We start from the raw sequence: 21,458 nt of genomic DNA, 5'->3' as shown, positions 1-21,458 counted from the left end.
AATGGATGAAACCGACCACGGTTTGACGCCACGAATCGCAGATTTGAAAGTGAACAGGAAAGTCAATGAAATCAACGATCTACCAACACCACCTCCGCGCCAGTGCTAGCTTTGCGTACCGTCACTTATTGCACTGAAAACGAGGAGACCCCGTTGTGGACCACATACGGCCACGCATCAACAAAATTCACTTTGTCGCTCGTGCGTTCGAGTACCCATAGGTAGCCGTTGCGACCCGCGTGGACAGCAGTCTTGACTTTTCGGCCTTTGACTTCGGTGTCAATCAGCAGCGGCGCCGACACTTCGTCCCAGTCGAACGAATCGTTAGGCGTGTACTGGTGGTGGCCAACAATCTTGCCGGTCACAACGTCGACCGCAACGGTCGAGGTCGTGTATAGGTTGTCGCCCTTACGAGTTTCGGGCGTCCACGGTGACGGATTACCCGTTCCCCAGAAAGCCAACCCAGTATCTTTGTCGTAGTTCCCGGTGATCCAGACTGCGCCACCGCCAGTCTTGTACGCATCACCGCTCGGCCATGTGTCACCGCCTGGCTCGCCCGGCCCTGGGACGGTGTAGGTCTTCCACTGTTCAGCTCCTGTCTCGGCGTCGAATGCCGCGATAAAGCCGCGCACACCGAACTCGCCTCCCGACGTGCCGACCATAACCTTGCCTTTGGCCACCATCGGTGCGAGCGTCATGTAGTAGCCGCCCTTCCAGTCTTCAACTTGCTTCGTCCACAGAACCTTTCCTGTTTTCGCATCCAACGCCACGAGTTGGCAATCAAGTGTGGCCATGTAGACCTTGTCGCCATAAAGGGCCACACCACGGTTAGTGGGGTGAAGTTGGAACAACTCAGCGGGAAGTTCCTTCTTGTAGCGCCACAACTGCGCGCCTGTCTTTGCGTCAAGCGCTACGAGCTCGTTGCCTGGTGTAGTGATGAACATGTAGCCGCCGTTGACAATGGGCGGCGCCTGATGCCCTTCCTTGAGACCAGTCGTATATGACCAAGCAAGTTGAAGCTTTCCGACATTTCGGCTGTTGATCCCGTCCAGGGCGCTGTAGCCCCAACCGGCATAGTTGCCTCGATACATCAGCCAATTTTCGGGCTCCGGATTCAGGAGCCTTGCCTCTGTTACGGTCGGGTATTGAGCGGGCGCTGCGCTCGCTGCCGTGAGGCAGAGAGATGCTGCAGCCGCAAGTACCGATGCAATCGATCGAATGTTTCTCATTTCTCGCGTCTCCTAGTGTTGAACTTTCGACAGAAAACGGCTTGTCAAGCCACGCCCGGCGCGGCACTGAATCCACCCGCCGCAACTAGTACCTTTCCTTCCAGGGTCAGCGGGAGCACCGGTAGTGCTCTTGGCGCCGGCCCCGCCACGACCTTTCCGCCGTCGAGCGGATCAAACTGTGTGAAGTGACAGAAGCACAGCAACTTCTTCTCCTGCGCTCGCCATGAGGACACGTCGCAACCTGCATGTGTACACACTGCAGAAAAAGCAAGAACTCCAGCTGCCGCGACATCCTTGGTTCGCGCATCCAGTGCGGCTTCATCAAACTTGACAAACAGAACCTTTGCTAAGCGCGAGCCATCTTTGACCTTCTTAGTTACTGGGTCCATCGGCACGGCAAAGATCTGCTTCTGGCCTAACTTGATGTCGTCAATGGTCAAAGGCGCAGCAGGTGAGTCAGCCAACACGAACACGTCCCCCTTTTGAGGGCCCTCAGCCGTTGCATAAACAAGCGGCACATATGTCATTGCTGCCATCCCAGCCATCGACGTCAGCACTTGACGACGTGTCGAACCACCGAGACATCCCGCGCAACCACTTGCCTCTTCGCGCTCATTCCGAATCGAGATTTGCTTCATGTTTACAACCACCATTTCAAGACGTTGATCAACAGCAATCCGCAACTAGCGTGCCAGCTGATCTTTCAGGGTTTTTCCGTATGCCCGTCAGCTCTTCCGCATCTCTTTTGGCGTTTTTGTCTCAGCTTCTCAAGACATTGAGACTGAAGTGTTGAGACTGAGACAACGCGGTGCAGTGAACCTCATCAACGTTGACTGCGGCGCCCTTCTGAAGGCGTGCAGCAGCAACGCGAATGCGCCAGGGAGCGGCTGGGAACCAAGCTCTGAAGCCAATCGTTCATTCCATATGGCAGGGACGTTTCCACGACCAATATCGGGCAGACGGGTCGGGGGTAGTCCGTTAGGCATCCTGGGCAGATCTATCGGGGCAAGACGTAGCGTTGAGGCAACTTTTCGGTGTCCCGCAGGCGCCGATGAATCCAGGGGATGAAGAACGCTGCCACCGTCAGCGTGTGGCCTCGGGCTCTAGCCTGAAGGCATATAAAGCGCTTAGCGTTTTCAGCCGTATCTCAATCGCGCACTTCCACGAGGCGGACGCGAATCAACATAAGACTTTCGCGCCTCTTCAACGTCACCTAGCTGAGGTTGAAATTGAGGGCCGAAGTAGCTTGGGAAAGAAATGGTCAACGCCGGCGTTTTCATCTGCTGCCCACAGCAGGATTCGACGTCGCAGTATGGTTAGCCTCCGCCCTTCTGGCGGATGAAGCCGCGCTGCGGATCATAGCCCCAGAGCGCGAGTACGAAAAAGACGGCGGTGCCACCCACCACCACCGCCCAGCCCACGGCATTGAACTGCCCGTACATAGAAAATCGCATTGACTCCACCGCGTGGGTGAAGGGGTTGACCTCCGCGAGCCACAACAGCCAGTAAGCGCCCAACTCTTCCAGCTTCCACAGCGGGTACAGCGCGGGGCTGATGAAGAACATCGGGAAGATCACGAAGTTCATGGTGCCGGCGAAGTTCTCCAGCTGCTTCACATACACCGAGAGCAACAGGCCGAGCGCGGCCAACAAGGCTGCCGCGCAGACCATGGCCAGCAGCAGGCCAGGCAGGTGCCACCAGGCGAACTCCACGCCGAAGGCCAGTGCAATCAGCAGGAACACCGCCATCTGCAGCACCGAGAGCACGGTGCTGCCCAGCAGCTTGAAGGCCAGCAGCCATCCGCGCGCCAGCGGCGCGGTGAGCAGCAGGCGCATCACACCCATCTCGCGGTCGTACACCATGGAGAGCGAGCTCTGCATGCCGTTGAACAGCGCCACCATGCCCAGCAGGCCCGGCACCATGTAGACCTGGTACTCGATGTAGGTCTCGTAGGGCGGGATGATGGCCACGCCGAACACGTTGTGAAAACCGGCCGAGAACACCACGAACCACAGCAGCGGCCGCACCAGCGCCGAGCCCAGCCGCGTGGGCTGGCGCAGGAAACGGTCCAACTCGCGACCGACCACGGCGCGCAGCGCGCGCGCAAGGTGCAGCGGCAGCGAGGGCGCGCCGAGGGGACTCAGGGGCGTTGCCGGCATGTGCTCTCCGCTTCGTCCACGCCCAGCGTGTCCAGCACCTCCTTGGGGTGCAGCACGCCGTCCAGTGGTGCCACGCCCACCACGCCGTCGATGTGGCTCAGGAACATGGGCTGGCGCAACTGCCCGTCCCAGGCGCGAAAGGACAGGCGCGGGCCTTTGAAGCCGTCGATGAATACGCTGCCGCCGCGCAGCTTTTTCAACTGCTGGGCCACGGGTGCCTTGGGGTCGTCCACCAGCACCGCCGCCACGGCGCGGCCCGCCACCCAGGCCGACCAGTCGTGCGACTGCATGGGTCGCTGCGCAAGCTTCTGAAACCGGCGCGAGAGCTGCGGCCCACCGTTGCGTTCCCACTGGACGTGCCAGGCGCTGGCCACCAGGCCGTTGGCACCGACCACTGGGCGCGGCCACTGCGTGGCGTAGGGCAGCGTGCGCGCGAACTCGCCGTCGGCGTCCATCACGGCGACCACCTCGTGCTCACGCTCGCCAGTGAGCAGCCGTGTGTTGGCCAGGTCGCGTTCGCGCGGGTCACCGCTGAGCTTGAAGGGCTTGCTCTGCACGATCTTCAGCCCGTAGCGCTTGGCCGCGCGGGTGAAGGACTCGCCCATGAGACGGTCACCCGGCGCCGGCCCCTGCAGCAGCAGGACCTTGCGCCAGTTGCGCGCGGCCAAGTACTGCGCCAGCGCATCGCTGGCCATGTGGCGGCTGGGCAAGGTGTGCAGCAGGTGCGCGGCGCAGTCCTGCGCGCGCAGGCTGTCGTCGTCTAGGGCGGTGTTGAACACCATGGCACCTCCGAGCGCGGCCGGCGCGCTCTGCACCAACTGGCTTAATTCGGCCAGCGGCAGGTCGGCCACAAGGTGCTGCACCTTTGCCGCCCTTAGCTCGGCCAGTGCCTTGGGCAGCGCTTCCGCATCTGTCAGGACTACTTCGCGCAGCACGAGCGCAAGGCCCGCAGTTTGGAGTTCGAACGCCGCGTCCTCCAGTGCCAGCCGAACGCCCTGCAACGCGCGGCCCTGGGGGTGGCCGGGGTAGGCGCGCTCGATGCGGCGGGGTGCGTAGCGCGGGTCGTCGCCAAGCGACACCACCGCCACGGTAATCGAGGTAGTGGCGGCCTGCACCAACGGGGCACCGAGCAAAGCGGCGAGCGCGAGGAGCGCAGCTTTCCACATCAGGGCGCCACGAGAACGCTGTGAGGCACGCGGCCCACCGCCACCGTCTTCACCGCCTTAGCGCCGGCCGTGTCGACCAGGGTCATGTCGTCCGACAGGCCGTTGGTCACGTACAGCATCTTGCCGTCGGGGTGCATGGTCAGGCCCCAGGCGCGCTTGCCCACCAGCACGTGGCGGCCGGCCTTTTTCGTGGCCACGTCGACCTCGGCCACGTGGTTGGCCTTGCCCAGGCCCACCCACATCGTCTTGCCATCCGGACTCAGCGTCATGCCCACGGGCGTGATGTCGGCTTCGCGCATGCCTTTCACCGCAAACTTCACCGTGGCCTTGACGCTGTGGTCCTTGGTGTCCACCACGCTCACGGTGGCGTCGAGCTCGTTGCTGACCCACAGCTCGGTGCCGCCCTCGGCCAGCACGAAGCGGCGCGGGCGCTTGCCCACCTTGATGTTCTTGAGCACCTTCTTCTGGCCGAGATCGATGTAGTGCACGACGTTGGCAACCTCGGAGGTGACGTAGGCGAACTTGCCGTCGGGCGTGACCAGCACGCCTTCGGGTTCACCGCCAGTCTTCACCTCGAATAGCTGCTTCTTGCTAGCAAGGTCGTACGCGGCCATCACGTTCTCGTCCTCGATAGAGACGTACACCGTCTTGCCGTCGGGACTGAGGTCAAAGATCTCGGGACTGTCGCCCAACGTAATAGTGCCGGTCATCTTGCCACTGGCGGTGTCCACCACGCCAAGCTGATTGCTGTCTCCGCAGCACACATAGAGCTGGGTGCGGCTCGCGTTGAACATCATGTGACGCGGGCGCTTGCACACATCGATTGCCGTGAGGCGTTCGCCCTGTGAGTCGAACACATAGAGCTTGTTGTCCTTCTCGCTGGACACATACACCTTGCCCTGGGCCATTGCGAGCGAACCACTACCGAGCCCAGCGCACACTGCCAGTACCCAGAGAGCTCGAGAAAGGGAAGGCGCGCGCTCACGCGGCGTGCGGAAGGCAGAGGTCATCTGTTGTCTCCTGATAGGTTGTTGTCAGTACGAATTTGCAAAGACTGTGCCAACGCCAATGCGGTACGGAAGTTGCTGAATCACCTGAAAAACACGCCGTGAAGCCTTCGCGGATAGGCAATAACCCTGAGACAACCCGCCCTCGCTGGGCTCCAATACATGACGCCATTCCCATCGAGTGTTTCACGCCGTCTCAACCGGGAACACTGTGTAATGACACGCAGATGCTGGCTCAAGTGCGGCCTCGCGTTCGCGACTGGTCACACGTTTTCCATGCCGAGACCGAGCACTATGTGGCCCATAAAACCGCTGCGGCTCATCGTGCCCTGGCCCGCCGGTGGCGCAACCGACCTCACGCTGCGCATCCTGTGCGAGGAAGCCGAGCCTCTGCTCGGCCAGCCCATCGTGGTTATCAACCGGCCCGGCGCGGCGGGCACGCAGGTTGCACCGCTGCTCAAGGCCGCTGAGCCCGACGGCCATACCATCGGCCAGTTGCCCATCACCGTGTACCGGCACGCGCTCATGAACCACGTGCCCTGGGACCCGGTGACCGACCTCAGCCCTATCTTGCAGGTCTCCGGCACAACCTTCGGCGTGCTGGTGCCCAGCGCCAGCCCCTGGCGGCAATTGCCCGAGATGCTCGACTGGGCGCGTGACCACCCGGGCGAGCTCATCCTGGGCTCCACCGGGATCGGCACTACAGCCCACTTGGCGATGGAAGAGATCTTGTTGCAACGCGGCATCCGCTATGTGCACGTGCCCTACCGAGGCACGGCCGACCAGATGCTCGCGGTCGCCAGCGGCCAGTTGATGGCAGGCGTGAACTCTACCGGCTTCGCGCCCTGGGTGGACCAAGGCAAGATGCGGGTGCTCGCGATCTTCAGCGCGCAGCGCAGCCCGCGCTGGCCCGACGCGCCCACGCTGCGCGAGCTCGGCTACCCACAGTCGGTCTACACCTCGCCCTGGGGCCTGGCCGCGCCGCGCGGAACGCCTGAACCCGTGGTGCAGAAGCTGCACGACGCCTTCGCCCGCGCTATGCAGAGCGAACGCCACCTGCGTGAACTCGCGCGCTACGACCAGACGCTCGACTACCTCAACACCCGTGACTACCGCCAAGCAGTGCGCGACACGGTGGAGCGCGAGAGACGCCTGCTGCAGCGCATGAACCTCTTGGCCCGGCCGATGGGTGCGGCGGGATGACCATGCCGCTGCTCCAGGCCGATGGCCTGCACAAGTCCTACGGTGGAAAACCCGCCTTGAAAGGTGTGGACGTCGCGCTTCGAGCTGGCGAGATGCTCGCGCTGCTCGGCCCCAACGGCGCGGGCAAGTCCACGCTGCTGCAGTTGCTCACAGGTCTATTCACACCCGACCAGGGCAACATCGAAGTACTGGGGCACAACATGCGTCGCCATCCAAGCCGCGCACTGGCCGGGTTGGGCGTGGTATTCCAGCAGAGCGCACTCGACCTGGACCTGACGGTGACGGCCAATCTTCTGTTCCACACCGATTTGCACGGCCTACCGCGCGCGCGGGCGCGCGAGCGCATCACGGCGCAACTAAACGAGATGGGTCTGGGCGATCAGGCAGGCGCCGTGGTGCGCAACCTCTCGGGCGGCACTCGTCGAAAGGTCGAGTTGGTGCGCGCGCTGCTGCATGAACCGAGCGTTCTGCTGATGGACGAAGCCACTGTGGGTCTGGATCCGGCTTCGCGCCAGCAGCTGCTGGATACGGTGCGAACGCTATGCCGCGCGCGCGGCATGGGCGTGCTGTGGGCAACGCACCTGATAGAGGAAGTGCAAGACGCCGATCGTCTGATGCTGCTGCACCAGGGCGCGGTGCGTTTCGAGGGCTCAATCTCCGGCTTCATGGCTGAAGCGAAGGGCACAGACTTTCAAGTCGAGGTGCTTCGCCGTCTGGGCAGAGCTTGAGTCAAAAGAAAACGTACGGCATTGAGGACAGCTCGACAAGTCGATGGCTGTAAGCCGCTTTCAATGGAAGCCTACCCAGATTCGCATGGTAGCGCAGAAAGCCAGCTTTCCGCAAGGAGCGGAGCCCGCAAAGCTAATTTCAGTTCGCCCGTGTGCGGTCCCACAGTGGCTCTGCCTCGCCTGAATTCTGGTTCAGCGTTCTGGCCAGCACGAACATAAGATCCGATAGCCTATTGAGGTAAGGACTCGCGGCCGTGCTCACGGCCTGCGTCTCAGCCAAGAACACAACCGCGCGCTCCGCTCTACGGCATATCGTCCGACACATATGAGCCTGTGCCGCGACAACCGAACCACCTGGCAGAACAAACTCTTCCAAGCGGGGAAGGCTCTTGTTCAGCTGCGCAAGGCATGTCTCGAGCGCAGCAAGTCTCTCGGGCTTGAGCAGCGTGTAGCCGGGGATGCTGAGCTCACCGCCAAGGTCAAGAAGGTCCTGCTGAACCTGCGAGAGGAAGGACTTGTCGCTCAAGACCTGCGACCCGCCAAAGGCCATCAACATGCCCACAGCGCTGTTGAGTTCGTCAACGTCCCCCATGGCTGCGACACGTGCATCGGACTTGCTCACGCCTCGGCCGTCACCAAGCTTCGTACTGCCTCCATCTCCATTTCGTGTCGCGATTGCGCTGAGTCGAAAGCCCATGTTGTCTCCTTACATGTTGCGGCGGTACTGACCACCGACTTCGAAAAGCGCGCTGGTGATTTGTCCGAGTGAGCAAACGCGCACAGCGTCCATCAGCACCTCGAACACGTTGCCGTTCTCAATCACTGTCTGCTTCAGACGCTGCATCATCGCTGGAGCTTCAGATGCGTGGGCAGCATGGAACTCCTGCAGCCTCACCAACTGGCTCTGCTTCTCGTCGTCGGTCGAGCGCGCAAGCTCCAGAGACTGCGGGGTCGAGTCACCGTGCGGATTGCGGAAGGTATTGACGCCGATGATGGGAAGCTCACCGGTGTGCTTGAGCATTTCGTAGTGCATCGACTCATCCTGAATGCGACCGCGCTGGAAACCAGTCTCCATCGCGCCAAGCACACCACCTCGTTCGGCAATCTTCTCGAACTCCTGCAGAACTGCCTCTTCCACCAGTTCGGTGAGCTCGTCGATGATGAACGCGCCCTGGCTGGGGTTCTCGTTCTTGGCCAGGCCCCATTCGCGGTTGATGATGAGCTGGATTGCCATCGCACGTCGCACCGACTCCTCGGTCGGCGTGGTGATGGCTTCATCGTAGGCGTTGGTATGGAGTGAGTTGCAGTTGTCGTAGATGGCAATCAGCGCCTGCAGCGTGGTGCGGATGTCGTTGAATTGGATTTCCTGCGCGTGCAGCGAGCGGCCGCTGGTCTGGATGTGGTATTTGAGTTTCTGGCTGCGTTCGTTCGCGCCGTACTTCTCGCGCATTGCCACGGCCCAGATTCGGCGAGCAACACGTCCCATGACCGTGTATTCAGGGTCCATGCCGTTGCTGAAGAAGAAGCTCAGGTTGGGCGCAAAGTCGTCAATGTGCATGCCGCGTGCCAGGTACGCCTCCACGAAGGTGAAACCGTTGGAGAGCGTGAAGGCGAGCTGGCTGATGGGGTTCGCACCCGCCTCGGCAATGTGGTACCCGCTGATAGAAACCGAGTAGAAGTTCCGCACGTCGTGGTGCACGAAGTAGCTTGCAATGTCACCCATCACTTTCAGGCTGAATTCGGTGCTGAAGATACAGGTGTTCTGTCCCTGGTCTTCCTTCAGGATGTCAGCCTGGACAGTACCGCGCACGTTGGCCAACACCCACTCGCGAATCTTGGCGGCCTCAGTGTCTGTGGGCTCACGGCCATTCTCGGCCTTGAACTTGTCCAGATTCTGGTCAATGGCCGTGTTCATGAACATCGCCAGGATGCTCGGCGCTGGACCGTTGATGGTCATGGAGACCGAGGTGGCAGGGTGGCACAGGTCGAATCCACCATAGAGCACCTTCATGTCGTCCAGCGTGGCGATGGACACGCCCGAGTTGCCAACCTTGCCGTAGATGTCCGGTCGGAGGTCTGGGTCGTTGCCGTACAGCGTGACCGAATCAAACGCGGTGGACAGACGCTTCGCATCCATACCCTCAGACAGCAGCTTGAAGCGGCGGTTGGTGCGGAACGCGTCACCTTCACCCGCGAACATGCGGGTCGGGTCTTCGCCCTCGCGTTTGAAGGCGAAGGTACCGGCCGTGTAGGGGAAACTACCCGGCACGTTCTCCAGCATCAGCCACTTCAGGAGCTCACCCTGGTCTTCATAGGTGGGAAGAGCGACCTTTCGAATGACCGTACCGGAGAGGCTCTTGGTGGTAAGCGCGGTGCGGATTTCCTTGTCCCGAATCTTGACGATGTACTCGTCACCTGCATAGGCCTTCTGCATGTCCGGCCACTGCTGTAGAAGCTTGCGCGCAACGGGGAGCATCGAGGCTTCCACCGCACCTGCCATGTTCCCTACATGGCTGCTGGCGCCGGCGGAGTCAAACGGCTTTTCGTTGTCTTCAACCGCTCGAGGCTGCGACGCCTCTCCAGCCAACTCCGTCGCCGCGAGACGGAGAGCCTGGGCCTTTCGCGCCTTGGCCACTTCATCGCGCACCAGCTTCTTGTAAGTGCGCAGGGTGCCGGAGATTTCTGCCAGGTAGCGCGTGCGAGCTGGAGGCACGATAGGCGTCTGGTTGGTGCTGTGACGAACCGAAACAGTTGGCAACGACCCGTCAGTCAGACTCAACCCAAGACTAGACAGTCGTGGCTTCAAAGCTTGGTACAGCGCGGTCACGCCATCATCATTGAAACGTGCCGCCATGGTGCCGAACACCGGCATCTCATCCGGCCTCTTTGTCCATGCTTCCTTGTTGCGTTGAACCTGCTTGGCGACATCGCGCAGGGCATCGGCAGCACCTTTGCGGTCGAACTTGTTGATGGCAACAAACTCGGCAAAGTCCAGCATGTCGATTTTCTCGAGCTGGCTGGCAGCGCCGAACTCTGGCGTCATCACATACATCGGGATGTCGACGTGAGGAACGATGGCCGCGTCACCTTGGCCAATGCCGGAGGTCTCCACAACCACGAGGTCGAAGCCCGCCGCCTTGCAGGCTGCCACCACATCGGGCAAGGCGGCACTGATTTCGCTTCCGAAATCTCTCGTGGCCAGAGAGCGCATGAACACCCTGGAGCCGTTCTGCCAAGGACTGGTCGCATTCATCCGGATGCGGTCTCCAAGGAGAGCACCTCCGCTCTTCCTGCGGGATGGGTCGATGCTGATGATGGCTACTCGCGCAGAGTCATCCTGGTCGAGACGAAGACGGCGAATCAGCTCATCGGTCAGCGAAGACTTACCGGCGCCACCCGTGCCAGTGATGCCCAGAACGGGCACTTTGGCGTCGACGGCAGCGTCACGAACCGATTTCACCAGCTTGGGGTCGACCTGACCGTTCTCAATCACGGTGATGAGCTGGGCCAACGCTCTCCAGTGCATTTCCCCGTGACCCTGAATCTCCTCGAGCGCCTTTGGAGCGTATTTGGAGAGGTCTTGGTCGCATCGCATGACCATCTCGCCAATCATCCCCTGAAGACCCATCCGTTGGCCGTCTTCTGGACTGTAGATGCGGGTCACGCCGTAAGACTGTAGGTCTTCGATTTCTCCCGGGACAATCACACCGCCACCGCCGCCAAAGACGCGGATATGGGAGCCACCCCGCTGCTTCAGAAGGTCGACCATGTACTTGAAGTATTCGACATGCCCGCCCTGGTAGCTGCTGATGGCGATGCCCTGAACATCCTCCTGGAGCGCTGCCGTCACCACCTCGTCGACGCTGCGGTTGTGACCCAGGTGAATCACTTCTGCGCCCATGCCCTGCAAAATTCGGCGCATGATGTTGATGGCGGCATCGTGTCCATCGAAGAGACTGGCGGCGGTGACGAATCTCACCTTGTGCGTGGGACGGTACTCGGCGAGCGCTTTGTATTCTGCGGAAAGGTCGGTCATGGCAATGCTCCTAGGGGAGCCTGACTCTAGTAAGCTGCCCGCCAATCCGCCATGGCCGCGATTGCCTATAAAGTGACTGTTTTTGCCACCCCGCCTGCAATGCCCCGCCCCACGCGTATCCAGTCATGAGTGATACCAATGAAAAGCACACCGTGTCGGTGTACTTCGTCAATGCGGCTGTTAACCACCTGTCTGTGGAAAGTCGTGAGCGTGCGTTGGCCGCCTCAGGTATCCAAGCCTCGCTGCTTGATTCCAGCGGAGCTCGGGTGCCAGCGACAGCGTTTTCTGCCTTGTGGCTTGCCGCCGCGCGCGAGTTGGACGATGAGTTCTTTGGTCTGGACTCCCGGTCCATGAAGGTGGGTGGATTCGCCCTCATCTGCCAGGCCGTAATTTCATGCCAACACCTAGACCAGGCGGTCAAACGCATGCTGCGAGGCTTCGCCATCTTGTTGGACGACATCGATGCAGAGCTGCATCTCGAGGGAGATGAGGCCCTGATTCGAGTGAACAACCGAATTGCCCATCACGACGACCGACGCTTTGCAGATGAGACTTTGCTCATCCTTGTTCATGGCCTGATGTGCTGGCTGATAGGACGGCGCATACCGATTACCTCGATGTCCTTCGCGCACAGTCGGCCGCCGCACTGGCGGGAACACACCACCATGTTTAGCGATGCTGTTGAGTACGACGCGAACGGCACAGCCATTCGCTTTGATGGCCGTCTGCTCGCTGCTCCAGTGGCACAAACAGCCATCACCCTGCGCAGGTTTCTCCGAACTGCACCTCAATCGGTGTTCTTGAAGTACCGAAACGAGGACAGCTGGACTGCAAAGCTTCGACAAAGACTCCGTAGTGGGCTGGGCGGACTCGATTCATGGCCCGTTCTTGATGAGGTGGCCAAAGCAGAAGGCACAACTGAGACAACCCTGCGGCGCAGGCTTGAGCGCGAGGGAACCAGCTATCAGCAGATTAAGGACCAGCTGCGCAGCGACATTGCCATCGACTACCTCTGCAACAGCAATCTCAGCGTGGACGATATCTCCGCGCAACTGGGTTTTCAGGATACGAGTGCCTTCCATCGCGCGTTCAAGCGTTGGAACGGATTGCAACCTGGTGAGTATCGGAAGCGCCAAGTGACCTAGCGCAGGCACCTGTCAAAAACCGCCATTCCGTTGCCGGATGCGGACATTGGCAACTCGCGCCCCCAAGCATAGAGTCTCTCCACCGAGGCTTCTATGACACGACAGGCTGTACGTCAACACAAACACGCTGTGCGCAGCAGCAAGCGTCCCGGCGCTCAGAGCGTTGAGCAGCAAAAGGGCGCTGAAGGTGCCTTGGCACTTCTCGATAGAAGCGTTCGCTTCGGTCACTCCCGTCTAGCGCTCATCCGCCTTGAACAAGCCATCAACTGCGGAGCGCCTGTCTCGGTTGACCATTGGAAGTACTGCTACAGCGCCGCCATGTCGAGTGCTGACGTCAATCTGCAAGCGCTGTATCTGCGCGCAGCGCAGAAGGTGAGCTGAAGCACTTGAGGTGTGCACGTGACATGGGCTGTTCGAGCACGTCATGCCATGCGTTTAGCCGAACAAGCGTTCGGCTCCATCTTGTAGCATCGGCCACCTTTTGCGAGATGGAACGATGACCAGAGTAATGCTACGCGCTAAGCTTCACCGCGCCACTGTCACTGAAGCGGACCTTCACTACGAAGGCTCTTGTGGGATTGACGAAGACCTTCTGGATGCAGCCGACATGCGGGAGTTCGAGAAGATTGAACTCTACAACGTCAACAACGGCGAGCGCTTCTCGACATACATCATCAAAGCGGCGCGCGGAAGTGGAGCCATATCCCTAAACGGGGCCGCCGCGCGGAAGGCTCATGTGGGTGACTTGCTCATCATCTGCACCTACTCCCCCGTGAGCGACACCGAAGTTGACAACTGGAAACCTCGAGTCGTACTACTTGGGGAAAGCAACCGCATCTCGGCCATCAAGGACTGAAACAAGCTCTGCTTGGAACCACCTGCAGCGCTGCATGTGCCCGGGAGCTCAGCATTGGAGCTGGAACCCATCATGGTTCCACTCAAGAAGGTGACAAAAACTGCCATCGAGATGCTCTTTGCGGACATGGCAGATTTGAGCGCCCTTGCCTAAAGTCGCGTCTTTTCAGACGAAGAGCGCGACAACATGAGTCAGATGAAGGTGGGCGTCATCGGCGCCGGGACAATGGGCAATGGCATTGCGCAGGTTTGCGCTTTTGCTGGGTATGACGTGGTGCTGATTGACGTCTCCGATGAGGCGCTTCAGAAGGGCTTGAAGTCAGTCCGCACGAGCCTCGAGAGGATGACCCAAAAGGGAAAGCTCTCAGAGGAACAACGCGACGCTGCTCTGCAGAAGATTGCGGTCACAACGTCGTACTCCAATCTGACAGAAGCTGACTTGGTCGTGGAAGCTGCCACCGAGAACCTCTCGCTCAAACTCAAGATTCTTCGTGACATTGAGGCTGTTGTTCGACCGGACGCGGTCATCGCCAGCAACACGTCCTCCATCTCTATCACGCAACTTGCGGCCGTTCTCTCCAGGCCGCAGCGGTTCATTGGCATGCACTTCTTCAACCCAGTGCCGCTCATGTCGCTTCTGGAGATCATCCGTGGCCTCCAAACCAACGACGAAGCTCACCAGGTCGCACTGGCCTTTGCGACTGCCATTGGGAAGACACCCATCACGGTCAAGAACAGCCCCGGCTTTGTCGTCAACCGAATTCTCTGCCCCATGGTAAATGAGGCCGTCTATGTGCTGCAGGAAGGGCTTGCATCGCCAGAGGAAATTGACGTCGGTATGAAGCTTGGTTGCAACCACCCCATTGGCCCGCTCGCTCTGGCAGACCTCATTGGGCTAGACACGATGCTGGCCATCATGGATGTCTTCTACGACGGCTTCGGGGACACAAAGTACAGGCCTGCGCCCTTGCTCAAGGAGATGGTCGCCGCCGGGCGCCTCGGCCGCAAAACTGGACACGGTTTCTACAACTACACCTCCACCTAAATACGAAGCGAGACACTGATGAGCGAATACAGCGCCCCTCTCAAGGACATGCAGTTCGTGCTGCAGAACCTGGTCGACATGAAAGAAATTTCTTCACTGCCTGGCTTCGAGGACGCCAGTGAAGACTTGGCTGGAGCCATTTTCGAAGAGGCCGGGAAGTTCGCTGCGGGCGTGCTTTCGCCACTTAACGTGATTGGCGACCGCCAAGGCGCCACCTGGAAGGATGGAGAGGTCTCAACTGCCCCGGGCTGGAAGTCAGGCTACGAACAGTTCTGCGCAGGCGGCTGGCATGCTTTGTCGTGCTCGCCAGAGTTTGGTGGGCAGGGACTTCCCCGCGTTCTGTCCTCGTTGGTCGAAGAGATGTGGAATGGTGCGAACGTGGCCTTCTCCGTAGGCATCATGCTGACGCGTGGTGCGATTGAGGCGCTTGAGCTTTGCGGCTCCGACGCTCAGAAGTCCACCTATCTCCCGAAGCTAGTGAGCGGCGAGTGGACTGGCACCATGAACCTGACGGAACCTCAAGCCGGCTCAGACCTGTCGGCAGTTCGCGCAAAGGCGACGCCCCAACCCGACGGTAGCTTCAAGGTAGAGGGTCAAAAGATTTTCATCACCTACGGTGAGCACGACCTGACGCCGAACATCATTCACCTTGTACTGGCGCGAACACCAGGAGCACCAGATGGCGTGAAAGGCATCTCTCTCTTCGTCGTTCCCAAGTTCCTGGTGAATGAGGACGGCAGCCTTGGAGCCAGGAATGATGTCCGCTGCGTGTCCATTGAGCACAAGCTTGGCATTCACGGAAGCCCGACCGCCGTTCTTGCGTTTGGGGACAGCGGAGGAGCAACCGGGTGGATGGTTGGCGAAGAGAACCGTGGACTGGAGTACATGTTCATCATGATGAACGCTGCACGGTACTCCGTCGGTTTGGAGGGGGTCGGCCTGTGCGAGCGCTCTTACCAGCGCGCTCGCGACTACGCACGTGACCGCGTTCAAGGTGTTGAGATGGGCGGTGACCGACACAAGGTTTCCATCATTCGCCATCCTGACGTTCGACGAATGCTATTGCAGATGCGCTCAAGAACTGAGGCTCTGCGTGCGGTTGCGACTGTTGTCGCCGCAGCGATGGACAAGGCCCATGCGCACCCAGATGAGGCGACACGCCGTCAGAGCCAAGAGTTTGTGAATCTGATGATTCCCGTGGTGAAAGGGTGGAGCACGGAAAGTGCCGTGGATGTCACATCACTCGGCGTTCAGATTCATGGCGGAATGGGATATGTCGAAGAGACCGGTGCGGCCCAACATCTGAGAGACGCTCGCATCACACCCATCTACGAGGGGACCACCGGCATCCAGGCAGGTGACCTTGTGGGTCGCAAAATTGCTCGCGATGGAGGTGCTGCCATCAGGCGTGTGCTGAACGAAGTTGCCACAGTAGTAGCTAAGCTGAGGGCCCCGGACGATGAACTTCTTTCTGCGGTGGCAACTCGGTTGGAGAGCGCATCAATCGCACTGGACCGAAGCGTCCAGTTTGTCGTGAATACCTACGAGAGAAATGCGAAGTCAGTAGCAGCGGGGTCGGTTCCCATGCTCGAGATGGTCGGGATGGTCGCAGGTGGCTGGCAACTTGGACGGGCATGCCTGGCGGCTCACAAGCTCTTAAAGAATGGCTCTGGCGACGTCGACTTTCTTAGAAGCAAACTGCTAACGACGCGCTTTTATGTCGACCACGTCCTGACAAAAGTGCCCGCTCTTGCTGAGGCGGTGCTGTCGGACACAAGCGCAATAGCCGATTTTCAGGATGACCAGTTCTGAACGCTGCAGCTCTGTGAGGGCGTCACTCGATGAGCAAATAACTAGCTATGGTCATGGAAACATTTAAGGCACTGTTGATCGAGAAGGGTGCAGGTGGCGCGGTCAGCTGTTCGTTGACTCACTTGACCCCTGAGCAACTTGATGATGGCGAACTCACCATCAAAGTTCACTACTCAAGCATCAACTACAAGGATGCACTGGCGGCCACTGGGGTTGGAAAAGTCATTCGTCGTTTTCCATGTATTGGTGGTATCGACCTTGTCGGGGAAGTCGTGGCGAGCACCGACTCACGCTTCAATGTCGGCACAAAAGTCATCGCCACGAGTTTCGACATTGGTGTCTCTCATCATGGCGGCTATGCGGAGCTTGCAAGGATTCCCTCGAAGTGGGCCTTAGCGCTCCCATCTGGACTGACGACTTTCGAAGCTATGGCCCTTGGAACGGCGGGTTTCACCGCAGCCTTAGGCATTCTGAGGATGGAGGCAAACGGTCTGAAGCCGGAAAACGGTCCTGTGGTTGTCACTGGTGCTTCGGGTGGTGTGGGAGGGCTAGCCGTCAACATGCTGTCTCAGCTTGGCTACCACACAGTTGCGCTAACTGGGAAAGCGACAGAGACAGACAAACTTCTCGAGCTAGGCGCATCGGAAGTGATGCTCACTTCGTCAATAGATCTAGAGAAGGTACGACCACTCGAAACCGGCCTGTGGTCAGGTGCGGTCGACAATGTGGGTGGGCGAATTTTGCACTGGCTTTTGGCGACGATGCGGCAAGCAGGGACAGTGGCCAGCATAGGAAACGCAGCAAGTGCTGAGCTGGATACGACCGTTTTCCCTTTCATTCTTCGCGGTGTCAGTCTGCTCGGCGTGGACTCAGGTTACATGCAGTTCCCGCTGCGGGCTGAGGTGTGGAATCGACTCGCGACAGACCTCAAACCACGCCATCTAGCGGCAATGACCCGAACCATCGAGTTTGAGCAGCTACCGAAGGCTTTCGATGATTTTGTTCAAGGGCACGCCAAGGGGCGTACGGTGGTCAAGGTGGCCTCTTAGAAGACTCTGCTTCTCCCGCTCAGATGGGGGTGCAGCGTAATTCTTGGACTGGTTTCAGTTGATTAGGCCCAGGCTTTCGCGGTACTCGATGGGGCTGAGGGAGCCCAACGACATCTTGATCCGTTTTTCGTTGTACCAGAGGATGTACTCGTGCACCGCTCGGATGAACGCCTCGATGGTGGTCGACTTCCAATCCCGCGGGTAGAACATCTCATTCTTCAGGCGCCCAAAGAAACCTTCGCAGGCCGCGTTGTCCGGTGAGCACCCCTTGCGCGACATCGACCGCGTCAGCTTCGCACTGTGCATCCGATCAAGCCAGCCCGGCCAACGGTAGTGGGCGCCACGGTCGGAGTGAATGATCGGCTTGCTGTCACACGATTGCACCGTGTCAATGGCCGCATCGAGCATCGTGTTCACCAACTCGGAGTCCGGTCGGGTACCAAGCGTCCAGCTCACCACCATGCCATCGAAGCAGTCGATCACAGGCGAGAGGTAAACCTTTCCTGCCGGGATCTGGAACTCCGTAATGTCGGTGAGCCACTTCTCATTCGGTGTCGCCGCCTGGAAGTCACGATTGAGGAGGTTGTCTGGCGCAGGGCTGATCTCCCCGAGGTAGGACCCGTATCGACGCTTTTTCCCCGCGGGAACACTCAAGCCCTCCTGCTTCATCAGGCGCTGCACGACTTTTTCAGACAGATGCAACTGGCGTCTGCCCAGCGCCGCACGCATGCGCCGGTAACCATAGCTGCGGTGGTTGCTCTGAAACACATCGGCAGCGGCAACGCGGGCGTCAGCGTATTTTTCAGGCCTTCGCTGGCGGGCGCAGTGGTAGAAGTAGGAACTGCGAGCCAGGCCAAGTTCGCCAAGTAGCTCTGTGAGCGAGTAGATGGGCTTCAGGGCGTCAACCAGCAGGGTCTTCTCCCGATTGCTCAGGAGCAGAGGGGTGACGCCCAAGCCTTTTTTACCAGTTCATTGGCCTTCTTCAAGATGTCATGTTCGAGCTGAAGACGGTGAATGCTCTGTTGAAGCGACTCGACTTGGCGCTGCAGTTCGGCAGCATCAGGCACTGGCGGTGAATTGTTTTGACGTTTCATGGATGCGGGTACCTCGCGGCCGAGCAACTGGTTTTTCCAGTTGTACAGCGTAGGCCGACACACCGCCAGCTTCTGGGCAATTTCTTGTGCGCTGGTCTTTCGGGTGCAAAGCTCAATCACCGCTGCACTCTTAAGCTCGACGGAGTGCAGGATGTTCGGTGCCCGGCCCACCATTCGGTGACGAACCTCGGGGTGCAGCTCGTCAATCCACTCGGTCAGTAGCTCCCGACCGGGATATCCCAATGCCCGCATGGTCGAGGCAATGCACCGATCGTGTTCAATGTAGTGCTTCACCGCCGCATGCTTTTGCTGATCAGAATACTTCTGTCCTGATCGCGAATACCCGACTCGCAGGTCCTCGCTCCGCTCGTACTCCCGGTACCAGCCAATGAGCGAGTTCTTGGTCGGATAGCCCAACTGGCGGATGGTCGCCCTGAGGCGCTTGCCAAGCTTGATATAGAGCTTGACGGCTCGGATTCGGTCTTCGTAGGAATACATGAACTACCTCCAGGTAGTCCAAGTTTTTAGCCGCATCCCCCCGACTCGTCGGCTTGGTTGTCGTCGCCGTTGCAATTTCGCTTGATCGATGCAGGTCACGACGTGCGCCGGCAGGCCGCAGGCTACGAACAAAGCAAGGCTGCAGCGGCGATGCAGGCGGCGGAGGCCGAGGTGTTGCCTGACATGCTCGGCGAGCCCGCCGAGGTTTTCGCGCGTTTGCTGGCGCTGGATGAGTCGCAGCTGGTCAAGATTCTGGCGCTGTTCGTTGGGCGCTCTTACAACGTGATTTCGCAGGAGGCCAAGCGCACAAACACGCACGGTTTCGACGCCGCTGCCGCCATCGAGCAGGCCGTGGGCGTGGACATGGCCGACTGGTGGGAGCCGACCGAAGAGACGTACCTGGGCGCGGTGGCCAAGGCCAAGATGATGGAGGCGGTGACCGAGGTGGGCTGCGATGCCGCCGACCTCGTAAGCATGAAGAAGGGGGACGCGATCATCGTCGCGCAGCAGCGCCTGTCGGGTCGCCGTTGGCTTCCTGCACCGCTCAAGGCGTACAGCGAGGCCTGACACATCGGAACGGCCCTTGGGCCGTTATTCGGTGGCGCTCAACGGGAAGGGCGCCACCCTCCCCTTGCCGCGCGGCTTTCCCTCCCCATCGGTCGCTCTGCGGCGGCCGCTCAACTTCTCAAGGGGGCAAATTGGCCAGCTCCAGCGGAACGTGCCCACAAGGGCACAACCGCGCCGGCCCTGGCCAACATCCCCCCGCCGGATGGCCCCCCCCCGAAAACCAGCACGACGTGCCGTCCTGCCTGGTCGCCCTGCGACTGCCGGCGCTGCGCTCTGGCCCGGCCTGTGGCCGTAGTGCGGGCGCTGCGCGCCTGGTGTGTGTCTCGGTCCAGCTCTCGGTGTGGCATGCCACGCTGAGTTGTCGCCATTTCCGGTGACTTTGCTTCGGGCCTGTCAGGGGCCGGCACTGTGCACCTGCAGGGGTCCGCTTCGCCAGGTACTCACCCGGTCCCTTCACTGCGTTTCGGGCTGCGGCTTCCGTGCCCGCCCTTGCTCCCCTGCCATTCCCTTCGCTTTTGTGCACCGGGCGACGAACTCAGCGAGGCGATGGCATCAACCAACGGAGCAAACATGACCGCGACACACAACACCAATACAACGAAAGGCTCGGAATCTAGCAACGCGATCGGCCGCAAGAAGAAGGCCCTGCAGATCGTGCATTCGCACGAGCGCACGATGGGAAAATTACTCCAGGACAACGCGCGTAGGCACCGGCTGCACAAGGTCTTTTCTGACTTTTGCGAGCTGGCAGCACTGGCCATAAGCAACTCCGTTGACCTGGTCCACCAGGAGGCGCGAGAAGCCCGATACATGCAGATCGTGGGTGAGTACGAGGGTGAGGAGGTTCACCGATTTCCGCAGCTGCTGGCAGTTCTGGTGGACTGGTTGGAATCGGGCCTGGACGACTGTCTGGGCAAGCTGTTCATGGGTCTTGAGCTGGGGGATTCGTTCAAGGGCCAGTTCTTCACGCCCTTTGAGCTTTCGCGCTTGATGGCGGGCCTGACTTTTGGCGGTGCACGCCAGGCGATCGAGCGACAAGGTTTCGTGACCGTGAGCGAGCCCGCTTGCGGCGCAGGTGGCATGGTGCTGGCTGCGGCCGATGCGCTCCAGGCGCAGGGGATCAACTACCAGCAGGCCATGCACGCCACTGCGGTAGACGTCGACGCGACCGCGGTTCATATGGCCTATGTGCAGCTGTCGCTTGCACATGTGCCGGCCATCATCGTTCACGGCAATAGCCTGTCCATGGCAGAGTGGGGGCACTGGTTCACGCCCGCGCACATCCTGGGTGGTTGGGACCGCCGATTGCGCGTACATCGCAAGGGTGAAAAGGTTGCGACCGTGCCTGAAATGCAAGATATGACGCCTGCCGCAGGTCCTGATTTGGTTGAGGTCCGGTCGGCCGCACTTGTGACAAGAGCTGAGCGCTTGCAGCTGGACCTGTTCTGAGAATTCCGCCACGCACGAATTTTGGTGTTCGGCCTTCCACGGCCGGCGGCGCTATGCTTTAGGGCATGTGCAATTTGTACGGCGCAACCAAGCTCGAAGGCATCCGCAGGCATTGGCAGCCATCGGTTGCCGATCACCTGGTGTGGGAAGGCGGCATAGTCGCGCCGCGCAAGCCGGGTACATTCATTCGCCGTGCGCGCGATGATGCCGGGTATTCCCGCGAGCTGGTCGTTGGGCGCTGGGGCCTGATCCCGTGGTTCTCAAAAACGTTCGATATCAAGTTCTCAACCAACAACGCACGCTGGGGTCTCCTCGTTTTCAGTGCAATAAGTGACGGTACGAAAAGCTAGCACTGGCGCGGAGGTGGTGTTGGTAGATCGTTGATTTCATTGACTTTCCTGTTCACTTTCAAATCT

19 protein-coding genes are annotated in these 21,458 nt (G+C 59.9%); 11 read left to right on the top strand and 8 right to left on the bottom strand.

Annotated elements, in window-relative coordinates; translation table 11 throughout:
• Window positions 1-125: 125 nt before the first annotated feature.
• From FFS09_RS28275 to FFS09_RS28255, 5 genes are all read right to left on the bottom strand, one after another.
• Complete coding sequence (locus tag FFS09_RS28275; RefSeq protein ID WP_137922237.1) at window positions 126-1,229, bottom strand: outer membrane protein assembly factor BamB family protein; 1,104 nt, start codon at window positions 1,227-1,229, stop codon at window positions 126-128.
• Between the two features lie 44 nt (window positions 1,230-1,273).
• Window positions 1,274-1,867: a QcrA and Rieske domain-containing protein gene (locus tag FFS09_RS28270; RefSeq protein ID WP_212745175.1), complete on the bottom strand. Its 594-nt coding sequence runs from the start codon at window positions 1,865-1,867 to the stop codon at window positions 1,274-1,276.
• Between the two features lie 678 nt (window positions 1,868-2,545).
• Window positions 2,546-3,388 carry a lanthanide ABC transporter permease protein PedC gene (locus FFS09_RS28265; protein ID WP_137922236.1) on the bottom strand — a complete coding sequence of 281 codons (843 nt, stop codon included), beginning with the start codon at window positions 3,386-3,388 and terminating at the stop codon, window positions 2,546-2,548.
• Entirely contained in the window at window positions 3,370-4,554 is a 1,185-nt protein-coding gene (locus tag FFS09_RS28260; RefSeq protein ID WP_137922235.1) for a lanthanide ABC transporter ABC transporter substrate-binding protein PedA1, read from the bottom strand. The genes FFS09_RS28265 and FFS09_RS28260 overlap by 19 nt, the downstream gene beginning before the upstream one ends.
• Window positions 4,554-5,564 carry a PQQ-dependent catabolism-associated beta-propeller protein gene (locus FFS09_RS28255; RefSeq protein WP_137922234.1) on the bottom strand — a complete coding sequence of 337 codons (1,011 nt, stop codon included), beginning with the start codon at window positions 5,562-5,564 and terminating at the stop codon, window positions 4,554-4,556. Before FFS09_RS28255 ends, FFS09_RS28260 begins: the two co-directional genes overlap by 1 nt.
• A gap of 291 nt (window positions 5,565-5,855) precedes the next feature.
• Here FFS09_RS28255 and FFS09_RS28250 point away from each other — a divergent pair, with 291 nt between their 5' ends.
• Together FFS09_RS28250 and FFS09_RS28245 are read left to right on the top strand one after the other, a co-directional pair.
• Entirely contained in the window at window positions 5,856-6,764 is a 909-nt protein-coding gene (locus FFS09_RS28250; RefSeq protein ID WP_252374552.1) for a tripartite tricarboxylate transporter substrate binding protein, read from the top strand.
• 2 nt (window positions 6,765-6,766) lie between these two features.
• Window positions 6,767-7,492, top strand: a complete 726-nt coding sequence (locus FFS09_RS28245) for a lanthanide ABC transporter ATP-binding protein PedB/LutE (RefSeq protein WP_354595907.1) — start codon at window positions 6,767-6,769, stop codon at window positions 7,490-7,492.
• Between the two features lie 139 nt (window positions 7,493-7,631).
• On the opposite strand, the gene FFS09_RS28240 is transcribed toward FFS09_RS28245, so the two are convergent.
• Window positions 7,632-8,189 carry a cob(I)yrinic acid a,c-diamide adenosyltransferase gene (locus tag FFS09_RS28240; RefSeq protein ID WP_137922231.1) on the bottom strand — a complete coding sequence of 186 codons (558 nt, stop codon included), beginning with the start codon at window positions 8,187-8,189 and terminating at the stop codon, window positions 7,632-7,634.
• Between the two features lie 9 nt (window positions 8,190-8,198).
• Window positions 8,199-11,528: a fused isobutyryl-CoA mutase/GTPase IcmF gene (gene icmF / locus FFS09_RS28235; RefSeq protein WP_137922230.1), complete on the bottom strand. Its 3,330-nt coding sequence runs from the start codon at window positions 11,526-11,528 to the stop codon at window positions 8,199-8,201.
• A 125-nt stretch (window positions 11,529-11,653) separates the two neighbouring features.
• Between icmF and FFS09_RS28230 the strand changes: the two genes are divergently transcribed.
• The 6 genes from FFS09_RS28230 (at window position 11,654) to FFS09_RS28205 (ending at window position 17,434) form a co-directional block, all read left to right on the top strand.
• On the top strand, window positions 11,654-12,673 hold the full coding sequence (locus tag FFS09_RS28230; RefSeq protein WP_137922229.1) for an AraC family transcriptional regulator: 1,020 nt from the start codon (window positions 11,654-11,656) through the stop codon (window positions 12,671-12,673).
• A 93-nt stretch (window positions 12,674-12,766) separates the two neighbouring features.
• Window positions 12,767-13,054: a hypothetical protein gene (locus tag FFS09_RS28225; protein WP_212745174.1), complete on the top strand. Its 288-nt coding sequence runs from the start codon at window positions 12,767-12,769 to the stop codon at window positions 13,052-13,054.
• Between the two features lie 115 nt (window positions 13,055-13,169).
• A complete protein-coding gene (panD, locus tag FFS09_RS28220) occupies window positions 13,170-13,529 on the top strand; it encodes an aspartate 1-decarboxylase (protein ID WP_137922227.1) in 360 nt (119 codons plus the stop codon).
• Between the two features lie 186 nt (window positions 13,530-13,715).
• The gene (locus FFS09_RS28215; RefSeq protein ID WP_137922226.1) at window positions 13,716-14,573 is read left to right on the top strand and encodes a 3-hydroxybutyryl-CoA dehydrogenase; all 858 of its coding nucleotides are present in this window, start codon (window positions 13,716-13,718) and stop codon (window positions 14,571-14,573) included.
• An 18-nt stretch (window positions 14,574-14,591) separates the two neighbouring features.
• Window positions 14,592-16,385, top strand: coding sequence for an acyl-CoA dehydrogenase (locus FFS09_RS28210; protein WP_137922225.1), 1,794 nt, complete (start codon window positions 14,592-14,594; stop codon window positions 16,383-16,385).
• A 53-nt stretch (window positions 16,386-16,438) separates the two neighbouring features.
• Entirely contained in the window at window positions 16,439-17,434 is a 996-nt protein-coding gene (locus FFS09_RS28205) for an oxidoreductase (RefSeq protein WP_137922224.1), read from the top strand.
• Between the two features lie 54 nt (window positions 17,435-17,488).
• On the opposite strand, the gene FFS09_RS28200 is transcribed toward FFS09_RS28205, so the two are convergent.
• Window positions 17,489-19,026 (bottom strand): IS3 family transposase gene (locus tag FFS09_RS28200; RefSeq protein WP_137922223.1). Its coding sequence is split into 2 segments (ribosomal slippage): window positions 17,489-18,399 and window positions 18,399-19,026, totalling 1,539 coding nucleotides; the frame shifts between segments, so codons are not numbered across the junction.
• Between the two features lie 81 nt (window positions 19,027-19,107).
• Here FFS09_RS28200 and FFS09_RS28195 point away from each other — a divergent pair.
• The 3 genes from FFS09_RS28195 (at window position 19,108) to FFS09_RS30945 (ending at window position 21,392) form a co-directional block, all read left to right on the top strand.
• Window positions 19,108-19,593: a hypothetical protein gene (locus FFS09_RS28195; RefSeq protein ID WP_137922222.1), complete on the top strand. Its 486-nt coding sequence runs from the start codon at window positions 19,108-19,110 to the stop codon at window positions 19,591-19,593.
• Between the two features lie 570 nt (window positions 19,594-20,163).
• Window positions 20,164-21,042, top strand: a complete 879-nt coding sequence (locus FFS09_RS28190) for an N-6 DNA methylase (RefSeq protein WP_171020237.1) — start codon at window positions 20,164-20,166, stop codon at window positions 21,040-21,042.
• Between the two features lie 65 nt (window positions 21,043-21,107).
• Window positions 21,108-21,392, top strand: coding sequence for an SOS response-associated peptidase family protein (locus FFS09_RS30945; protein WP_212745173.1), 285 nt, complete (start codon window positions 21,108-21,110; stop codon window positions 21,390-21,392).
• The last annotated feature ends 66 nt before the right edge of the window (window positions 21,393-21,458 follow it).

The sequence above is a fragment of the Hydrogenophaga sp. 2FB genome (assembly GCF_005503365.1).
Classification (GTDB): domain Bacteria; phylum Pseudomonadota; class Gammaproteobacteria; order Burkholderiales; family Burkholderiaceae_C; genus Hydrogenophaga.
The sequence above is the reverse complement of the archived record's forward strand: the minus strand, read 5'-3'. Positions and strand labels throughout refer to the sequence as shown.